This is a genomic window from Synechococcus sp. CCAP 1479/9 (assembly GCF_019038535.1).
GTDB lineage: Bacteria > Cyanobacteriota > Cyanobacteriia > PCC-6307 > Cyanobiaceae > Cyanobium.
This window is the reverse complement of the sequence record NZ_JAFKRK010000002.1, coordinates 1-13,563: the sequence shown is the minus strand read 5'-3', so window position 1 is coordinate 13,563 and position 13,563 is coordinate 1. Positions and strand designations below refer to the sequence as shown.

The 13,563-nt window shown below is 69.7% G+C and carries 16 protein-coding genes and 1 pseudogene; 6 read left to right on the top strand and 11 right to left on the bottom strand.

From position 1 onward, the window contains the following. Positions 1 to 12 precede the first annotated feature (12 nt). The 3 genes from KUG38_RS00585 to cysK form a co-directional block, all read right to left on the bottom strand. Entirely contained in the window at positions 13 to 294 is a 282-nt protein-coding gene (locus KUG38_RS00585) for a 2Fe-2S iron-sulfur cluster-binding protein (RefSeq protein ID WP_094584030.1), read from the bottom strand. A gap of 95 nt (positions 295 to 389) precedes the next feature. Beyond that, complete coding sequence (locus tag KUG38_RS00580) at positions 390 to 824, bottom strand: hypothetical protein (protein WP_216918571.1); 435 nt, start codon at positions 822 to 824, stop codon at positions 390 to 392. Positions 825 to 861: 37 nt separating this feature from the next. Next, a complete protein-coding gene (gene cysK / locus KUG38_RS00575) occupies positions 862 to 1,842 on the bottom strand; it encodes a cysteine synthase A (RefSeq protein WP_216918570.1) in 981 nt (326 codons plus the stop codon). Between the two features lie 135 nt (positions 1,843 to 1,977). Between cysK and KUG38_RS17090 the strand changes: the two genes are divergently transcribed. The 4 genes from KUG38_RS17090 to KUG38_RS00555 are packed head-to-tail and all read left to right on the top strand — an operon-like array spanning position 1,978 to position 3,939. Beyond that, the gene (locus tag KUG38_RS17090) at positions 1,978 to 2,475 is read left to right on the top strand and encodes a MotA/TolQ/ExbB proton channel family protein (protein ID WP_216918569.1); all 498 of its coding nucleotides are present in this window, start codon (positions 1,978 to 1,980) and stop codon (positions 2,473 to 2,475) included. Next, positions 2,472 to 2,825, top strand: coding sequence for a hypothetical protein (locus tag KUG38_RS00565; protein WP_216918568.1), 354 nt, complete (start codon positions 2,472 to 2,474; stop codon positions 2,823 to 2,825). Before KUG38_RS17090 ends, KUG38_RS00565 begins: the two co-directional genes overlap by 4 nt. Then, positions 2,822 to 3,187: an ExbD/TolR family protein gene (locus KUG38_RS00560; RefSeq protein WP_216918567.1), complete on the top strand. Its 366-nt coding sequence runs from the start codon at positions 2,822 to 2,824 to the stop codon at positions 3,185 to 3,187. Before KUG38_RS00565 ends, KUG38_RS00560 begins: the two co-directional genes overlap by 4 nt. Next, positions 3,184 to 3,939, top strand: coding sequence for a hypothetical protein (locus KUG38_RS00555; RefSeq protein ID WP_216918566.1), 756 nt, complete (start codon positions 3,184 to 3,186; stop codon positions 3,937 to 3,939). The genes KUG38_RS00560 and KUG38_RS00555 overlap by 4 nt, the downstream gene beginning before the upstream one ends. A gap of 13 nt (positions 3,940 to 3,952) precedes the next feature. Here the strand turns inward: KUG38_RS00555 and KUG38_RS00550 are convergent, their stop codons facing one another. The 7 genes from KUG38_RS00550 to corA form a co-directional block, all read right to left on the bottom strand. Continuing rightward, entirely contained in the window at positions 3,953 to 5,155 is a 1,203-nt protein-coding gene (locus KUG38_RS00550) for an aminotransferase class I/II-fold pyridoxal phosphate-dependent enzyme (protein WP_353617669.1), read from the bottom strand. Positions 5,156 to 5,174: 19 nt separating this feature from the next. Beyond that, positions 5,175 to 6,275 carry a sensor histidine kinase gene (locus KUG38_RS00545; protein ID WP_216918565.1) on the bottom strand — a complete coding sequence of 367 codons (1,101 nt, stop codon included), beginning with the start codon at positions 6,273 to 6,275 and terminating at the stop codon, positions 5,175 to 5,177. Continuing rightward, positions 6,276 to 6,968: a response regulator transcription factor gene (locus tag KUG38_RS00540; protein ID WP_216918564.1), complete on the bottom strand. Its 693-nt coding sequence runs from the start codon at positions 6,966 to 6,968 to the stop codon at positions 6,276 to 6,278. Positions 6,969 to 7,012: 44 nt separating this feature from the next. Further along, positions 7,013 to 7,645 carry a Crp/Fnr family transcriptional regulator PtrA gene (gene ptrA, locus KUG38_RS00535; RefSeq protein ID WP_094584020.1) on the bottom strand — a complete coding sequence of 211 codons (633 nt, stop codon included), beginning with the start codon at positions 7,643 to 7,645 and terminating at the stop codon, positions 7,013 to 7,015. Positions 7,646 to 7,722: 77 nt separating this feature from the next. Continuing rightward, a complete protein-coding gene (locus tag KUG38_RS00530; protein ID WP_216918563.1) occupies positions 7,723 to 8,682 on the bottom strand; it encodes a CHAD domain-containing protein in 960 nt (319 codons plus the stop codon). A 17-nt stretch (positions 8,683 to 8,699) separates the two neighbouring features. Further along, on the bottom strand, positions 8,700 to 9,653 hold the full coding sequence (locus KUG38_RS00525; RefSeq protein WP_286195478.1) for a PstS family phosphate ABC transporter substrate-binding protein: 954 nt from the start codon (positions 9,651 to 9,653) through the stop codon (positions 8,700 to 8,702). 208 nt (positions 9,654 to 9,861) lie between these two features. Continuing rightward, positions 9,862 to 10,959, bottom strand: a complete 1,098-nt coding sequence (gene corA, locus KUG38_RS00520) for a magnesium/cobalt transporter CorA (RefSeq protein WP_353617668.1) — start codon at positions 10,957 to 10,959, stop codon at positions 9,862 to 9,864. A 148-nt stretch (positions 10,960 to 11,107) separates the two neighbouring features. Here corA and KUG38_RS00515 point away from each other — a divergent pair, with 148 nt between their 5' ends. Further along, complete coding sequence (locus tag KUG38_RS00515; RefSeq protein WP_353617667.1) at positions 11,108 to 11,395, top strand: DUF7219 family protein; 288 nt, start codon at positions 11,108 to 11,110, stop codon at positions 11,393 to 11,395. A gap of 29 nt (positions 11,396 to 11,424) precedes the next feature. Here the strand turns inward: KUG38_RS00515 and KUG38_RS00510 are convergent, their stop codons facing one another. Beyond that, a complete protein-coding gene (locus KUG38_RS00510) occupies positions 11,425 to 13,101 on the bottom strand; it encodes a pyruvate kinase (protein ID WP_216918560.1) in 1,677 nt (558 codons plus the stop codon). A gap of 130 nt (positions 13,102 to 13,231) precedes the next feature. Here KUG38_RS00510 and KUG38_RS00505 point away from each other — a divergent pair. Next, positions 13,232 to 13,563 (top strand): annotated as a pseudogene (locus KUG38_RS00505) (glycogen phosphorylase); the annotation flags it as partial.

Genomic DNA, 13,563 nt, shown 5'->3' with positions numbered 1-13,563 from the left:
GACACAAGCCGCTCAGAGATCGTCTTCGACGCCCGGCTTGATGGTGCAGTCGGAGAGGGGGTAGCTGACACAGAGCAGGGCGAAGCCTTCGCCGATCTGGTCATCGTCGAGGAAGCTCTGGTCGGACTGGTCGACACTGCCGGAGAGGATCTTGCCGGCGCAGGTGCTGCAGGCTCCGGCACGGCAGGAGTAGGGCAGATCAATACCCTGCTCCTCGGCCGCGTCGAGGATGTAGGTGTCGTCGGGACAGCTGAAGGATTTCCCTCCTTCCAGGCTGATCGTGAAGCTCGCCATGGTGACGCAGGGGGACGACCAGCAAATCCTTGGGGAACCGGACGCGCGTGTGTGTATCGCAGCGAACATCGTGCGCGGGCGGGCACACGGGGCCTTCAGGACCCGGCGCCACCCTGGGGGTCGCCGAGGAAGCCCCAGGCCCGGCGGAGTCCCGGGTCGGACAGCTCCCAGGCATGCTCACTGGCCACCACCGCGGCCCGCACCCCTTCCCCCGTGAGCCCCCTGGCCACCCGGGCGCTCTCGAGCAGCTGGCGGAACCGCAGGCTCTCCTGCAGCAGCCGCTCGACCCGCTCCGGCCCCCCGGCGCTGGTGAGCATCGTCGGTTGCCGGGCGCAGAGTTCGAGGGTGTCGATGTGCTGCTCCAGCCAGGCGGCCTCGTAGTGGAGCATGGCGTCGCTGCAGCCCTGGAGCCGGGCGGCATAGAGGGTCAGATGCTCCTCCAGCACGGCAGGATCGCCGGAGCGGTCGACCGGAGCCGGAGCGGTGGAGCGGTCATGGAGCCGCTGCATGATCTGACGCAGGTAACTCATCGGCGGTGGCCTCGCGGCGCTCGTGCGGTCGGTGGGGTCAGACGGCCGCCAGGCCCCGTTCGTTGAACACGCCTTCGAACAGCACCGAACTGAGGTAGCGCTCGCCGGAGTCGGGCAGCACCACCACGATGGTGCGGCCCTCGAAGGCCTTCTCCCTGGCGAGCCGCAGGGCCGCCACCGTGGCGGCGCCGCAGGAGATGCCCGCCAGGATCCCCTCCTCCCGCATCAGGCGGCGGGCCATGCTCACCGCCTCCTCGTCGCTGACGGCCTCGACCCGGTCGACCAGGCTGAGGTCGAGGTTGGCGGGGACGAAGCCGGCGCCGATGCCCTGGATCTTGTGGGGACCGGGCCGGAGATCCTCGCCGGCGATGGTCTGGCGGATGACGGGGCTGTTGAACGGCTCCACCGCCACCGACACCAGCGGCTGGCCGAGGGTGGTCTTGATGTAGCGGCTGACGCCGGTGATGGTGCCGCCGGTGCCGACGCCGCAGACCAGGGCATCAACCACCCCGCCGGTGTCGGTCCATATCTCGGGGCCGGTGGTGTCGTGGTGGATGCGGGGGTTGGCCGGGTTCACGAACTGCTGCAGCATCACCCAGCGGTCCGGTTCGGACTCCGCCAGCTCCCGGGCGGCGGCGATGGCACCCCCCATGCCCAGCCTCCCCTCGGTGAGCACCAGGTGGGCGCCATAGGCCGTGAGCAGCTTGCGCCGCTCCAGGCTCATCGTCTCCGGCATGGTCAGGGTGAGGGGGATGCCCCGTGAGGCGGCCACGAACGCCAGGGCGATGCCGGTGTTGCCGCTGGTGGGCTCGATCAGTTCCTTGCCGGGCCCCAGCAGTCCATCCTTCTCGGCCTGCCAGATCATTGCCGCGCCGATGCGGCACTTCACCGAATAGGCCGGATTGCGGCCCTCGATCTTGGCGAGCACCCGGGCGCCGCATCCCTCCGTGACGCGATGCAGCTCCACCAGCGGGGTCTGCCCGATGCTGAGACTGTTATCGGCATGGATGGGGCTCATGGTGCTCCCTCTGGTTCCGGTCCATGGGCACCTTAGTCAGCGCGCGATCCCAGGGGACTGTCAAGCAGCTGGGGCACGTCGTCCGGGCGACGTCGGCCCATACGATCGCCCCCGTCGGACGCAGCGTCACCAGGGGTGAAGACACCGGTCCCCGGGATCCATGGACCCATCGCCCTGTTGCTGCTGCTGCTCTCCATCGCCGTGGTGACCGTGGTGATCGACCGGGGTCGCTACTGGTGGAACTGGTGGCGCAGCCGCTCCTCGAGGCGCCAGCAGTGGGAGCGGGTGCTGGCTGACCAGGGCGGAACGGCCGCCGGGCGCCTGCTGGAGGACTGGGAGCTGGAGATGCGTTTCGGCGAACCGCTGCTGCAGGCGGCCGTCGTTCTGGCGCCGCTGCTGGGGCTGGTGGGCACCGTGCTCGGCCTGATGCAGGTGCTCGCCAGCCTCGGCCCCCAGCTGCTGCTGCCGGCAGGGGCCAACCTGGCCGGCTTCGGCCAGGTGCTGCTCAGCACGGCCCTGGGCCTGATCCTGAGCCTGATCGCCACGACCGGCCTGTTCGCCAACCAGTGGCTGCGCCGCAGCCAATGCCTGCGGCTGCAGCGCCTCGGCCGTCCCTGGGCACCGTTGGCATGAACCACGCCCTTGCCGCCCTGGTGGGGTTGACCCTGCTGCTGTGCGGGTCGGTGGCGGCCCTGGCCGACCTGGCCCGGCAGCGACAGCCGCGGCTGCGGCCCCCGGGGGGCGCCTCCCTGACGGGGGCCCTCTGGATCGTGCGGGCGCCCGGCGATCGCTGGTTCGTGAACGGGGAACCCGTCTCCCGCGGCCGACTGCCGGGCCTGCTGGCCTCCCAGCCGGCCGGCAGCGAGATCCACTTCCTGCCGGCGGCCCGCCTGCCCCTGGGCGAGGTGGCCCGCTCCCTGGCCCACCTGCGTTCGATCAGCCCCCGGCCGGTGGGGCTGGCCCTGCCGGAGGCGGGACCATGAACCCCGACACCGGCCAGACAACTGCCTGGGGGGCCGCCCTGGACGCTGCGGCGCTCGGGGCGGTGGCCACCGCACTGGCGCTGCTGACCCTGGCCCTGGTCCTGGTTCCCCAGCGGCTGGCCCAGCGTCCGGCGAACCAGGGGATCGTCAGCCTGCACCTGGGCGCCGACGGCCGGCTGCGGCTCTGGAACCAGTCGGTCCTGCCCGGGCAGCTGGCCGCGGTGCTGAAGGGTCTCAAGGACGGCCCTGGCCAGCCAACCCTGCGTCTGATCCCCGATCCGGACGTCCCCTGGGGAGCGGTGCAGCAGCTGATGGAGCGCCTGGGCCGTTCCGACCTGCCCCTGGAGCTCCAGCTGCCATGAAAGCCAGCCTCCCCCGCCCGTGGGTCTTCCGCCTGCAGGCCCTCCCCCTCCCCCGTTGGCGCCATCTGCGGCTGCCCCTGCTCGGGGCTCTGGCCCTGAACGGGCTGGTGGCCCTGGCGGCCCTGCGTCCGCCCGCCAGGACAGCCCCCGCCGTGGCCGCCACGCCACCGGATGACACCCCCGAACTGCTCCGGTTCAGCCGCCAGCAGGCACGGGAGCCTTCCCTGACAGCCCTGCCCCTGCCGCCGCTGAGCGCCCTGCCGCCGCCCCCTCCGATGGATCTGCCGGCGCAAGCACGCCGCGGGGTCACCGGCCCCCGGCGCGGCGATGGCGGCACAGCCCGGAACCGGGAGCGGGCGGCGGTGGCCACCCCGGCGTCACCGGGAGCCCCCCAGGAGCGCGCCAGCTCCGGGCCGGGCCCGGAGCTGGCAACCCGGATGCTCGCCCTGGCCCTGCAGGCCCGGCCGCTCGAGGCGGCCGAGGCCGCCGCCGTTGCGGCCCTCTGGGAGCAGGCGACGCCCACCCGGGAGGTCCCCTCCGGGATGGTCCCCGCTCCGGACGGGATGGAACTGCGGAGGCTGCCGCTGGCCAGGGTCCGCAGCGCCGGCCTGCCGTTCAGCGATCCCCTCGCCGTGCTGGCGGGCGGCAAGCTGCTGCTGCTGTGGCCCGACGGGAGCACGTTCTGGATGCTGGCGGCTGCCGGCGACAGCCGTGCCGCCGACGCCAGCCGTACCTCCAGCGCCAGGCCCTGAGCGGGGGCAGGGCTCAGTCGCCGCTGGCCTGCAGCACCGCCAGCGCTTCGAACAGGCGCCCCAGGGCTTCGGCCAGGGCACCGGGTTCGAGCATGCCGTAGCTGAGCCGCAGCAGGGCGTGCCCACCGGCCTGGGGCAGACCGAAGCTGTCACCCGGCAGGGCGGCCACGCCGTGCCCCAGCACCAGATGGCGCATCAGCGGCTCGCCCCCCAGAGCGCAGGGGAACCGCAGCAGGCCATAGAAGGCGCCATCAGGGGGGCCCAGCAGCTCCAGCGCCTGGCCGCCGGCACGGGCCGCCGCCACCGCGTCGAACAGCTGCCGGCGCCGCTCGCCCAGGGCCGCGATGTGGGGCCGGCACCAGGCCGGACCGGCCTCCAGGGCCGCCAGCGCCGCCCGCTGGCTCACCTGGGGCGGACAGATCAGCACCGTGTCCTGCACCTTGGCCAGGGCCCCCATCAGCTGGCGGGGGACCGCCGCGTAGCCCACCCGCCAGCCGGCCATGCCGTAGGCCTTGGAGAGGGAGAACAGGGACACCGTGTGCCCGCCGCTGCCCGGGCGCCGACCGGGGCTTCCATGGGGCACCGTCCCATGGATGAAATCGGCATAGGCCTCGTCGCTCACATGCAGCAGCCCGTGGCGGTGGCACAGGGTGTTGATGGCCGCCAGCACCTCCGGCGGCGCCACCAGGCCGCTGGGATTGCTGGGGGAGATCGTCACGATGGCGCGGGTGCGGGGGGTGATCGCCGCCGCCAGCCGCTCGGGGTCGGGCACCAGCCCCGCCGCCACCGGCACGGGCACGCCGCCGGCCAGGCGGATCGCCATGGCGTGGTTGAAATAGAAGGGCAACGGCAGCAGCACCTCGTCGCCCGGGTCGCAGAGCACCTGGGCGATGGCGTGGAAGGCCATGTTGCTGCCGGCGGTCACCAGCAGGTCGCTGCCCTCCAGATCCAGCCCGCGCACCTCGGTGAGCTCCCGCCGGACCGCCTCCAGCAGGGCCTCCTCCCCCTGCACCGGCCCGTAGCGGTCGAGCCGCCGGTCGGCCTCGGCCATCGACCGGCCGACGGCCTGGCGCACCGCCTCCGGTGGCCCCCAGCTGACCATGCCCTGCGCCAGGGAGAGGGCGTCCGGGCGCTGGCGCATCAGGGCCCCCACCTGGGCGATCACCGGGTCGGCCACCGCCGCCATCCGCCCCGCGGCTCCGGGAGCTGTCTTCACCACATCAGGCCACCCCATCTCAGGCCACCGCGGGGAGCAGCAGCTCCATCACCGCCCCGCCCCCGGGATGGTTGGACGCCTGGATGCGGCCGCCATGGGTGACGGCGATCTGCTGGACGATCGCCAGACCCAGCCCGCTGCCGCCCCGGTCGCTGCGCACCCGGGAAGGATCACCCCGGTAGAAGCGCTCGAACATGTGCTCGAGGTCGTCCTCGCTGAGCCCGGGGCCCTCGTCGCGCACCGACAGCAGGCACCAGCCCGCCGTCGCTTCGATCTCCACCCACACGGTGCCCTCCTCCGGGCTGTAGCGCAGGGCATTGTCCAGCAGGTTGAGCACGGCCCGGTGCAGCCGGGAGCCATCCCCCAGCACCGCCAGGTCCCCCGCGGCGATGAGCTCCAGGCGGATGGAACGCCGCTCGGCCAGGGGCCGCAGACCGAGCCAGACCTGCTGCACCAGCTGGGGCAGATCGACACGGCTGCGCAGGCGCACCCCCTCGGGCAGGGTGTTCTCGAGCCGGGAGAGCTCCATCAGGTCGCCCACGAGCCGCTGCAGCCGCAGCAACTCCCGCTGCAGCCGTTCCACCAGCACCACATTGGCGTCGTTGACGTGGGCGGCCAGGCTGTCACCCACCAGCAGCAGGGCCGTCAGGGGCGTCTTGAGCTCGTGGGCCACATCGCTCACCCAGCGCTCCTGCTGCTCCAGCTGGGCTTCGAGCGAACGACGACTCTGGAGCAGCAGCGCCACCCAGCCGTCGTCCCCGGGCAGGACGAACACGGCCAGCTGCTGCTCGCCGAGCTCCCAGTCGAGGCGCTGGGGACGCTCCCGCCGCCGGGCGTTGCGGACCACCTCCAGCAGCTCGGGCGAGCTGCAGACCCGATCGAGGGGTTCCTGGCGCCGCAGTCCCGCTCCGGGGGCCTCCAGCAGCCGTTCGGCCCGCTGGTTGATCAGCTGGATGCGGTCGCCGCTGTCAAGGATCAGCCAGCCATCGGGGGCCTCCCCGATCCAGCGCAGCAGCTGGCGGTGCCACAGGCCGGAACGGGCCCGGGCGGGCCGGCTGGTGCGGCGCGCCAGCAGCCAGCCCAGGGCCAGCCCCAGCAGACCCGCCAGCAGAACCCCCATTCAGCCGAAGCGGTAGCCGAAGCCCCGGACGGTGATCAGGTGCTCGGGCGCCGAAGGGTTGGCCTCCAGCTTCTCCCGCAGCCAGCGGATGTGGACGTCGACGGTCTTGCTGTCGCCGAAATAGTCGTAGCCCCAGACCCGTTCCAGCAGCTTGTCGCGGCTCCAGACGCGGCGGGGGTGCTGCATGAACAGCTCCAGGAGCCGGTATTCCTTGGGCGAGAGGTTGACCTCGAGGCCGTCGCGGGTGACGCGGCATTCCTCGGGATACAGGCTGAGGTTGGCGTGCTGGAGCACCTTGGCGACCACTTCCACCGAGCGGCTGCGGCGCAGCAGGGCCCGGCAGCGGGCCACCAGCTCCCGCAGGCCGAAGGGCTTGATGAGATAGTCATCGGCCCCCACCTCCAGCCCCAGCACCCGGTCGGTCTCGCTGTCGCGGGCGCTGACCACGAGGATGGGCGTCTGGTTGCCGGCGGAGCGCAGCTGGCGACAGAGATCGAGGCCCCCCAGCCCCGGCAGCATCAGATCGAGCACCACCAGGGAGAATTCCTCCCCAGGGGGGCATTCCTGGAGGGTGCGCAGGGCCTCCCGGCCGTTGCCGCAGGCCGTGACCGAAAACCCCTCCAGAACGAGGACGTCGCGAATGGTCTCGCGGATCGTGTCGTCGTCCTCGACGACCAGGAGGGGGGGATGCATGACGGCATTATCGGCGTCCGCAGCGGGCAGATCCCAGAACTGTCTCAACGCCGTGGCAGATAGCTGACCACCAGACGCCGCTGGCTGTCGAGCTGCAACCAGCCCTCGTCGCGCAGGGTGCCGATCACGCGCGTGACGGTGACCCGTGTGGTGGCCAGGGCGCTGGCCACCTCCTGATGGGTGAGGCGCAGGTTGAGGCGCAGGCCCGATTCGCAGGGCTGGCCGTACTCGCTGGCCAGCAGTTCGAGGAAGCCGCGCACCCGTTCATCGACGCGTTTGAGGCCCATCAGGGCGAGCAGGGCCTGGCTCTGCTGGATGCGCTGGCCGAGGGCCTCCAGCATGGCCACGGCCAGGGTGCCGTCCTGGCGGATCTCGCTGCAGCTGAGGCAGAGCAGGTCGGTGTCGGCCAGGGTGGTGGCGGCGTAGGCCTCGACACCATTGAGGGGATCGCCGAACGGCTCGTTGGGGCCGGCGAGGCCGAGCAGCATGTCGTCGCCGTGAATGGTGATGGCGCTGAGCTTCACCATGCCGCGAACGACGAGCCAGACGTTGTTCTTCAGCAGCGGCACATGGCTCCCGGCGCTGACATGAACCAGACTGCGTTTCTGGTAGTTCGCTTCGAGAAGTTCGCGAAATCCATCCTTGCTGCCGGATTCACGGGAGGGCGTGAATACCATCGGGGAAAGCGCATCGGATGCAGCGAACTGTATGCAGCGACACCCGCCGGACGGGCAAAGGGCTGGTAGTGCTTTGGTTAAGAGCTCGGTAAGGCGAGGGCCAGCGGGGGCGCTTCCGGGTGGCTGTCGGAACGCCGTTCAAGCCAGAGCGCCATCGAGAGGCTGCGCCGGCGTTCGGGCAGGATCAACCCATCGGCTCGCTGCCGCCACTGGTCCCAGCAGCCCTGGGCCCTGCGGCGCAACAGGGCCTCCAGTGCCGGCAGGCTCCTGGCCAGTCCGGCCGGCAACTGATCGTCGATCGCCCTTTCCAGGACATGGAGGTCGTTGAGTTCTCCCAGCAGTTCCTGCAGCTCCCTCAGTTCAGCCACCCACTGCCGGCAGCGTGAGCCGGTGACGGCGCCGAGGTTCTCGAGTCCGTATCGGGCGGTCTTGAGCCGTTTGCGCAGGTCATGGACCCGCTCCATGTCCCCCTCCTGTTTGAGGATGAACCAACCGGGATGCTGGAACAGCCCGGCGATCAACGGGGCCTGCCACTCCAGGGTCCAGGCCACCAGCGGCAGCTCCCCCAGCCGCGTGAACTCGGGATGGCGCAGCCAACCCTGCAGCTGGGACAGCAGCTTCAGGTAGCCGCTGCTCTGGAGGGTGGTGACCACCTGCTCATAGGCCAGGGCCCGTTCACGCCTCAGTTGCTTCAACACGGGCTTGAGAGCCCGTTGTTCCGCCTCGGGAAGCTCGGGCATCAGGTCCTTCTCCAGCCGATCCCTGAGCACATCCAGGTCCCGCGCCAGGCCGAGCCGCCGCACGGTCTTGGCCAGGCGGGGGTCAGCCACGGCCTTGGGCAGCTGCAGGGCGGGGCCGAACTGGTGCAGGCAGGTGCGCAGCCGCCGCAGCGCCACCCGCATCTGATGCAGGGGTTCGGGATCGTTGTCGGCGAGCACGGGCCCCTGCAGCGACGCGAGCTTGTGGGTGAAGCGCCCGATCAGATCGACGGCGAACGCTCCGTTGCTGAACGGGTGGTCATCGTGCGGGCTGGCCATGGGAGGGGCCGGAGGCCTCAGCGGGGTGATTTCGAACGGATCTGCTGGAAGCTGCGCCGGATCGCCTCATTGATCGAGAGCCCGACGGGCAGATCGCCCCCGAAGGAGGTGCCGATCAAATGGCGATAAAGCTTGGACTCAACCACACGATAGGTGTCCGGAGGCAGGGGGATCACCCCGGCCCTCTCACTGAAACGCAACCCACCTTGGACCGTGAAGGTGATGAAACGACGCACCTCGGGTCGATCCCTGAGATCCTTGTCGTTGATGTAGACGAACAAGGGTCGCGAGAGGGGCACGTAGCGCTCCTGCTGCACGTTGTCGATGGTCGGTGGCCAGGTTCCCTTGGGACCCGTGATGGCGAGCGCCTTCAACTTGGTGGCCTGAGCACGGTAGTAGGAAAAGCCGAAATAGCCCAGCGCCAGAGGGTTTTTCTCAACACAATTCACAAGAACGTTGTCATCTTCACTGGCGGTGTAATCGGTGCGGGAATTGCGAGAATCCCCATTGATTGCTTTGTTGAAGTAATCAAACGTTCCTGAATCGGCCCCCGGGCCGCACAGATTGATCGGCCGATCCGGCCATGAGGCGTTCACCTGCTTCCAGCGCTTGATGCGTCCCTGGGCCTGTCGGTTCCACAGGGTGGAGAGCTCGGCCGTGCTGATGCGGCTGGCCCAGCTGTTGCTGGGATGGACCACCACCGAAATGGCATCGAAGGCCAGCGGCAGTTCAATGAACGTCACCCCCTTGGCGGCGCAGGCCTTCAGCTCCTTGGAGCTGATCGGACGGGAGGAGTTGCTGATCGGAATCTCCCCGCTGCAGAACCTGCGCATGCCAGCCGAGCTGCCCGTCTCCTTCAGGGCGATGGACACCGGCGAACCCTGGCGTTTCTGGAAGGCCTTGACGGCCTCTTCCAGGATGGGGAACACCGTGCTCGAGCCCTCGATGCGCACCACCGGAGCCGTCCCCATCTGGGCCTGGGCGGGCACCAGGGCCAGCCATGGCGTCAGCCAGACGCCGAGGAGGGCACCCAGTCCACTGAAAGCCATCACGCCCCTCGACCGGACTGTCGCAGGCAGCTTCAGGACCATGGTTCGAGACCAGCGAAGGAAGGACGCTGCGCCGATCCTGCACCAGCAAGCCGAGGGGTTGGGTTAAGGACAGATTGTGGGCGCCAGCTCAGCCCTGGCCCGTCCAGTCCTGGAACCAGCCCCGGCGCCACAACCACCAGGCCTGCACCGTGGCGATCAGGAGCATCAGCAACATGACAAACGCGTAACCATGGCGCCATTTCAGCTCGGGCATGAACTCGAAGTTCATGCCGTAGACGCCGACGATGAACGTGAGCGGCGCGAAGATGCTGGTGAGGATGGTGAGGGTCTTCATCACCTGGTTCATCCTGTTGCCCACACTCGCCGCATAGGACTGGGTGATGGCATCGCACTGACCCCGCAGCGACCCGCAGGCCTCGAACAGCTGGTCGACGAGTTCGGCCATGTCCCGGAAGCCCTCCAGGGCCTCGGTGCCCAGCAATCGTTGCCGTTGCCGCAGCAGCAGCCGGATCTGATGGCGCAACGGCCAGATCAGGGTGCGGATGATGCGCAGGTTGCTCCTGAATTCGTAGGAGCGGCGCAGGATCAGGGGGCGGGGGTTGCGCAGGGAGGATTCCTCCAGCGCATCCAGCCGCTGGGACATCGCCTCCAGCATCGGGAACAGATCATCGAGCAGGTCATCGATGACGAAGTGCAGGATGTCGTCCAGGTCCCGGTCGGCGAGGGACCCCGACTTGGACAGCAGCCACTCGGTGAGATCCGGGAAGGGATCCCCGCCGCAGCCCTCCTCCAGGGTGATCAGCAGGCCGGGCAGAAGCACCAGGCCCACCTGCTCACTGACCAGATGGGCAGGATCCTTGGCGAAGCTGAGCCGGTGCAGCACCACCAGCAGCACATCCTCCAGGCCATTCACCTGGGGGCGCTGGGGCACCTCCAGCAGGGGGGGCAGCAGCACCGCCGGCACCTCCAGGCGATCGAGGAGCTGCTGGATGTAATGGCGATCCCCAAGCCCCTGCAGGCGCAGCCAGAGCGGGGTGCCCGCCTGGCGCAGGCTGGCCAGCCGCTCGATGGCGGGGGAGGGGGTGCGCACCGGCCCGGAATCCAGGAACAGCACCGCATCGGCCCGGGTGGGCCCGAGCCCGCCATGGACATAGAGATGGGTGGGCAGACCGGCCGGACGCTGCTCCAGGCGCTGGGAATTCAGCGCCCCTGGGGTGAGTCGCACCACGGGACTTCCGGTTGTTGCCACGATTCAACCGCAACGGCCCGATGGTGGGTATGACAGGCGTGGCGGGGGTTTTGGCGCTGGCCCCTGATCTTTACGGAGTCTTAAGGCTGGCTGGCTAGGTTGAGCCATTGCTCTTGACGATTCGTTGACCAACCAGCCCTCCACGGGACCAACCAACCCCGAACTCGGCCGGCAGCAACGGGATGTGCAGTCGCCCATGGAAGCCCATGGCAGCTACCGCGGCAGCGACTGGAGCCCGGAGCGGCTGATGTTTCATCAGAATCTGGAATCCTTCGCCGACCAGGTGGGGTTGATCGTCGGCCTGCAGGCCAACGGCAAGATGAGCCAGGACGAGGCCTACGCGAAAATCAAGAAGATCTGGAAAGGCCTCAAATTCACCCGCAGTTCCCTCTTCGACGAATCCACGGACTGAATCGGTTCCGCTGATTCCCAGGGGCAGGCTCAAGACAGCGGGTCGCCCCCTTCACAGTGGCTCCGGAACGCCAGGCAGGTGAGAGGTGGCTGGCTGGGGTCGGCCGTTGTGCGGGCCCCGATTCCCTCCAGCACCGTCACGGTGGCCCAGAGGCAGGGCACGTGCGCCGCGGCGCAGATCCGCAGGATTTCCTCCTGAATCGCAGCCAGGGACTCCCAGCCACACTCGATCGCCAGATCGCTGCGGGCGATCATCACGCCCACCGGGGCGCCATGGGCCATGGCCGCAAGCAGCAGCCCGGGCAGGTTGAGAAAGGCCTGGCGGGTTTCGATCCTGAGCATCACCGCCAGATCACCCCGGCCCCGGTCCTCCAGGCACTGGCGCAGGGTCTGGATGTCGGACTCCCGGTGCACGAAGGACGTGCTGATCATGTCGGCGTGACCCGTCACGAATGCCAGATCCTCGATGTCCCTGGCGGTGAGGGCCGGCGTGCGCAGGTCACTGTCGGGGAACCTGATCCCCTTGTCGGAGCGGAGCCGGCTGCCCCTGGCCCGGGCGGTGGTGACCTTGAGCCGCACCCCCCGGTCTGACACCCTCCGGACCACGGCGCCGATGCGGCCATCGTCGAAGAACACCCGCTCACCGCGGCGCAGATCACTGAACACCTCCGGCAGGGTGCAGGGGAGCGTGCCGGCACCCTGGTCCGGCTCCGGCGTCAGACGGATGGCATCGCCTGGGCGCAAAAGCCGTTCGCCACTCACCGGCGCCAGCGGACCCACGCGCAGCCGGGCTTTGCCGTGCCGCTGGCGGAACACCAGGCCGGACGTGAAATGGCAGGTCTTGTCGGCCTGCAGCATCAGAACCCCATCGGGGCCGCGTCGCACCACCTGGAGGGTGCGGCGGCGGCCGGAGGCATCCCGCCCCTGCAGACGATTCCCCCGCTTCAGCCACTTCGCCTTCGACAGTCGCGCCGGCAGCAGCACGGCGTCCGTGTCCTGCGGCCGGGGCAAGGCTCCAGGCGGCACCACCAGAATCCGCACCGGCTGGGTGGGCCGCCCCATCCGGTCGCGGCGGGGACGGGCGCGGATCACCGCGGGCTGGGGGGCCAGCTGGCCGGTGCGCAGCTGCGGGCCCGCCAGGTCCATGGCGATCACACAGGGGCGGCCGCTGGCCACCCGGGCCGCTCTGAGCGCCTCCACCATCCGGCCCCAGACCACGGGGTCGTCATGGGCGCAATCGATGCGGGCGATGGTCATCCCCGCCGCCAGCAGTTCAGCGACCAGGGCGGGGCGCTCGGCCGCCTCCGCCGGCAGCGTGACCATGAGCCCGGCGCCGCCCGCGGCGGCCAGGGCTCCGAACAGCCGGTCGCAACGCTGCTCCAGCACCTCGGGACCGGCCAGGCCAGGGGGGCCCAGACCTTCGAGCGCTTCAAGCGCGCTGATCACCGCCTCCAGACTGGCCAGCAGGTGGGCGTCGCCATCGGTGAGGGGACACAGGCCCCGTTGCCGCAGCGCCTTCGGCAGGCCCGGATGGGCATGGCGGTGGAAGGCGATGACATGCAGCAGGTTGCGGGCACTGGCCCGGTGGCGGGGGTGAATGGCCCCCAGGCAGGCGGCCTCCTCCACCTCGATGCGCTCCAGGGTGGCCCTGAGGTCCCGCAACGTCTCAAGCAGCCAGAGGTCCGGGGCGGGCGTGGGGTCCTTCACGGACTGGGCTGCAGGGTCGGGAATGGGAACTGGGCAGGCCCTTCCATCTTCCCAAGGTGAGGGGATTCCTGCGTTCCTCGGTTCTTAACCCTGTCTGGTGATGGTCGAGGGGTGCCCGTGACCATCCAGCATGGCAAGCACCAAGGCCACCGTGATGGGTCTTCCTGAAGCTGGCGCCTACATCGATCCCCAGCGCAACGGCCTGACGGCGCAGGATCTGCTCGACGGCCTGATCGAGCACCTGCTCTATTCGCTCGGCCGGAGGGTGCAGAAAGCCGACCGCCATGACCTCTACATGGCGCTCAGCTACGCCGTGCGGGACCGGCTGATGACCCGCTACCTGGCCGGTACCGAGGCCATCGACGCCCACCCCAGGCGGATCGTCGCCTACCTCTCGGCCGAGTTCCTGATCGGCCCCCAGCTCGGCAACAACCTGCTGATGCTCGGCATCCAGAAGGAGGC

What these genes read in the sequence shown, in the direction of transcription:
- KUG38_RS00555 (WP_216918566.1), top strand. Translation starts at nt 3,184, where the DNA reads ATGAAAGCCAGCCTCCCCCGCCCGTGGGTCTTCCGCCTGCAGGCCCTC.
- KUG38_RS00560 (WP_216918567.1), top strand. Translation starts at nt 2,822, where the DNA reads ATGAACCCCGACACCGGCCAGACAACTGCCTGGGGGGCCGCCCTGGAC.
- KUG38_RS00525 (WP_286195478.1), bottom strand. Translation starts at nt 9,653, where the DNA reads ATGGGGACGGCTCCGGTGGTGCGCATCGAGGGCTCGAGCACGGTGTTC.
- KUG38_RS00540 (WP_216918564.1), bottom strand. Translation starts at nt 6,968, where the DNA reads ATGCATCCCCCCCTCCTGGTCGTCGAGGACGACGACACGATCCGCGAG.
- KUG38_RS00585 (WP_094584030.1), bottom strand. Translation starts at nt 294, where the DNA reads ATGGCGAGCTTCACGATCAGCCTGGAAGGAGGGAAATCCTTCAGCTGT.
- KUG38_RS00580 (WP_216918571.1), bottom strand. Translation starts at nt 824, where the DNA reads ATGAGTTACCTGCGTCAGATCATGCAGCGGCTCCATGACCGCTCCACC.
- KUG38_RS00530 (WP_216918563.1), bottom strand. Translation starts at nt 8,682, where the DNA reads ATGGCCAGCCCGCACGATGACCACCCGTTCAGCAACGGAGCGTTCGCC.
- KUG38_RS00565 (WP_216918568.1), top strand. Translation starts at nt 2,472, where the DNA reads ATGAACCACGCCCTTGCCGCCCTGGTGGGGTTGACCCTGCTGCTGTGC.
- KUG38_RS00545 (WP_216918565.1), bottom strand. Translation starts at nt 6,275, where the DNA reads ATGGGGGTTCTGCTGGCGGGTCTGCTGGGGCTGGCCCTGGGCTGGCTG.
- cysK (WP_216918570.1), bottom strand. Translation starts at nt 1,842, where the DNA reads ATGAGCCCCATCCATGCCGATAACAGTCTCAGCATCGGGCAGACCCCG.
- ptrA (WP_094584020.1), bottom strand. Translation starts at nt 7,645, where the DNA reads ATGGTATTCACGCCCTCCCGTGAATCCGGCAGCAAGGATGGATTTCGC.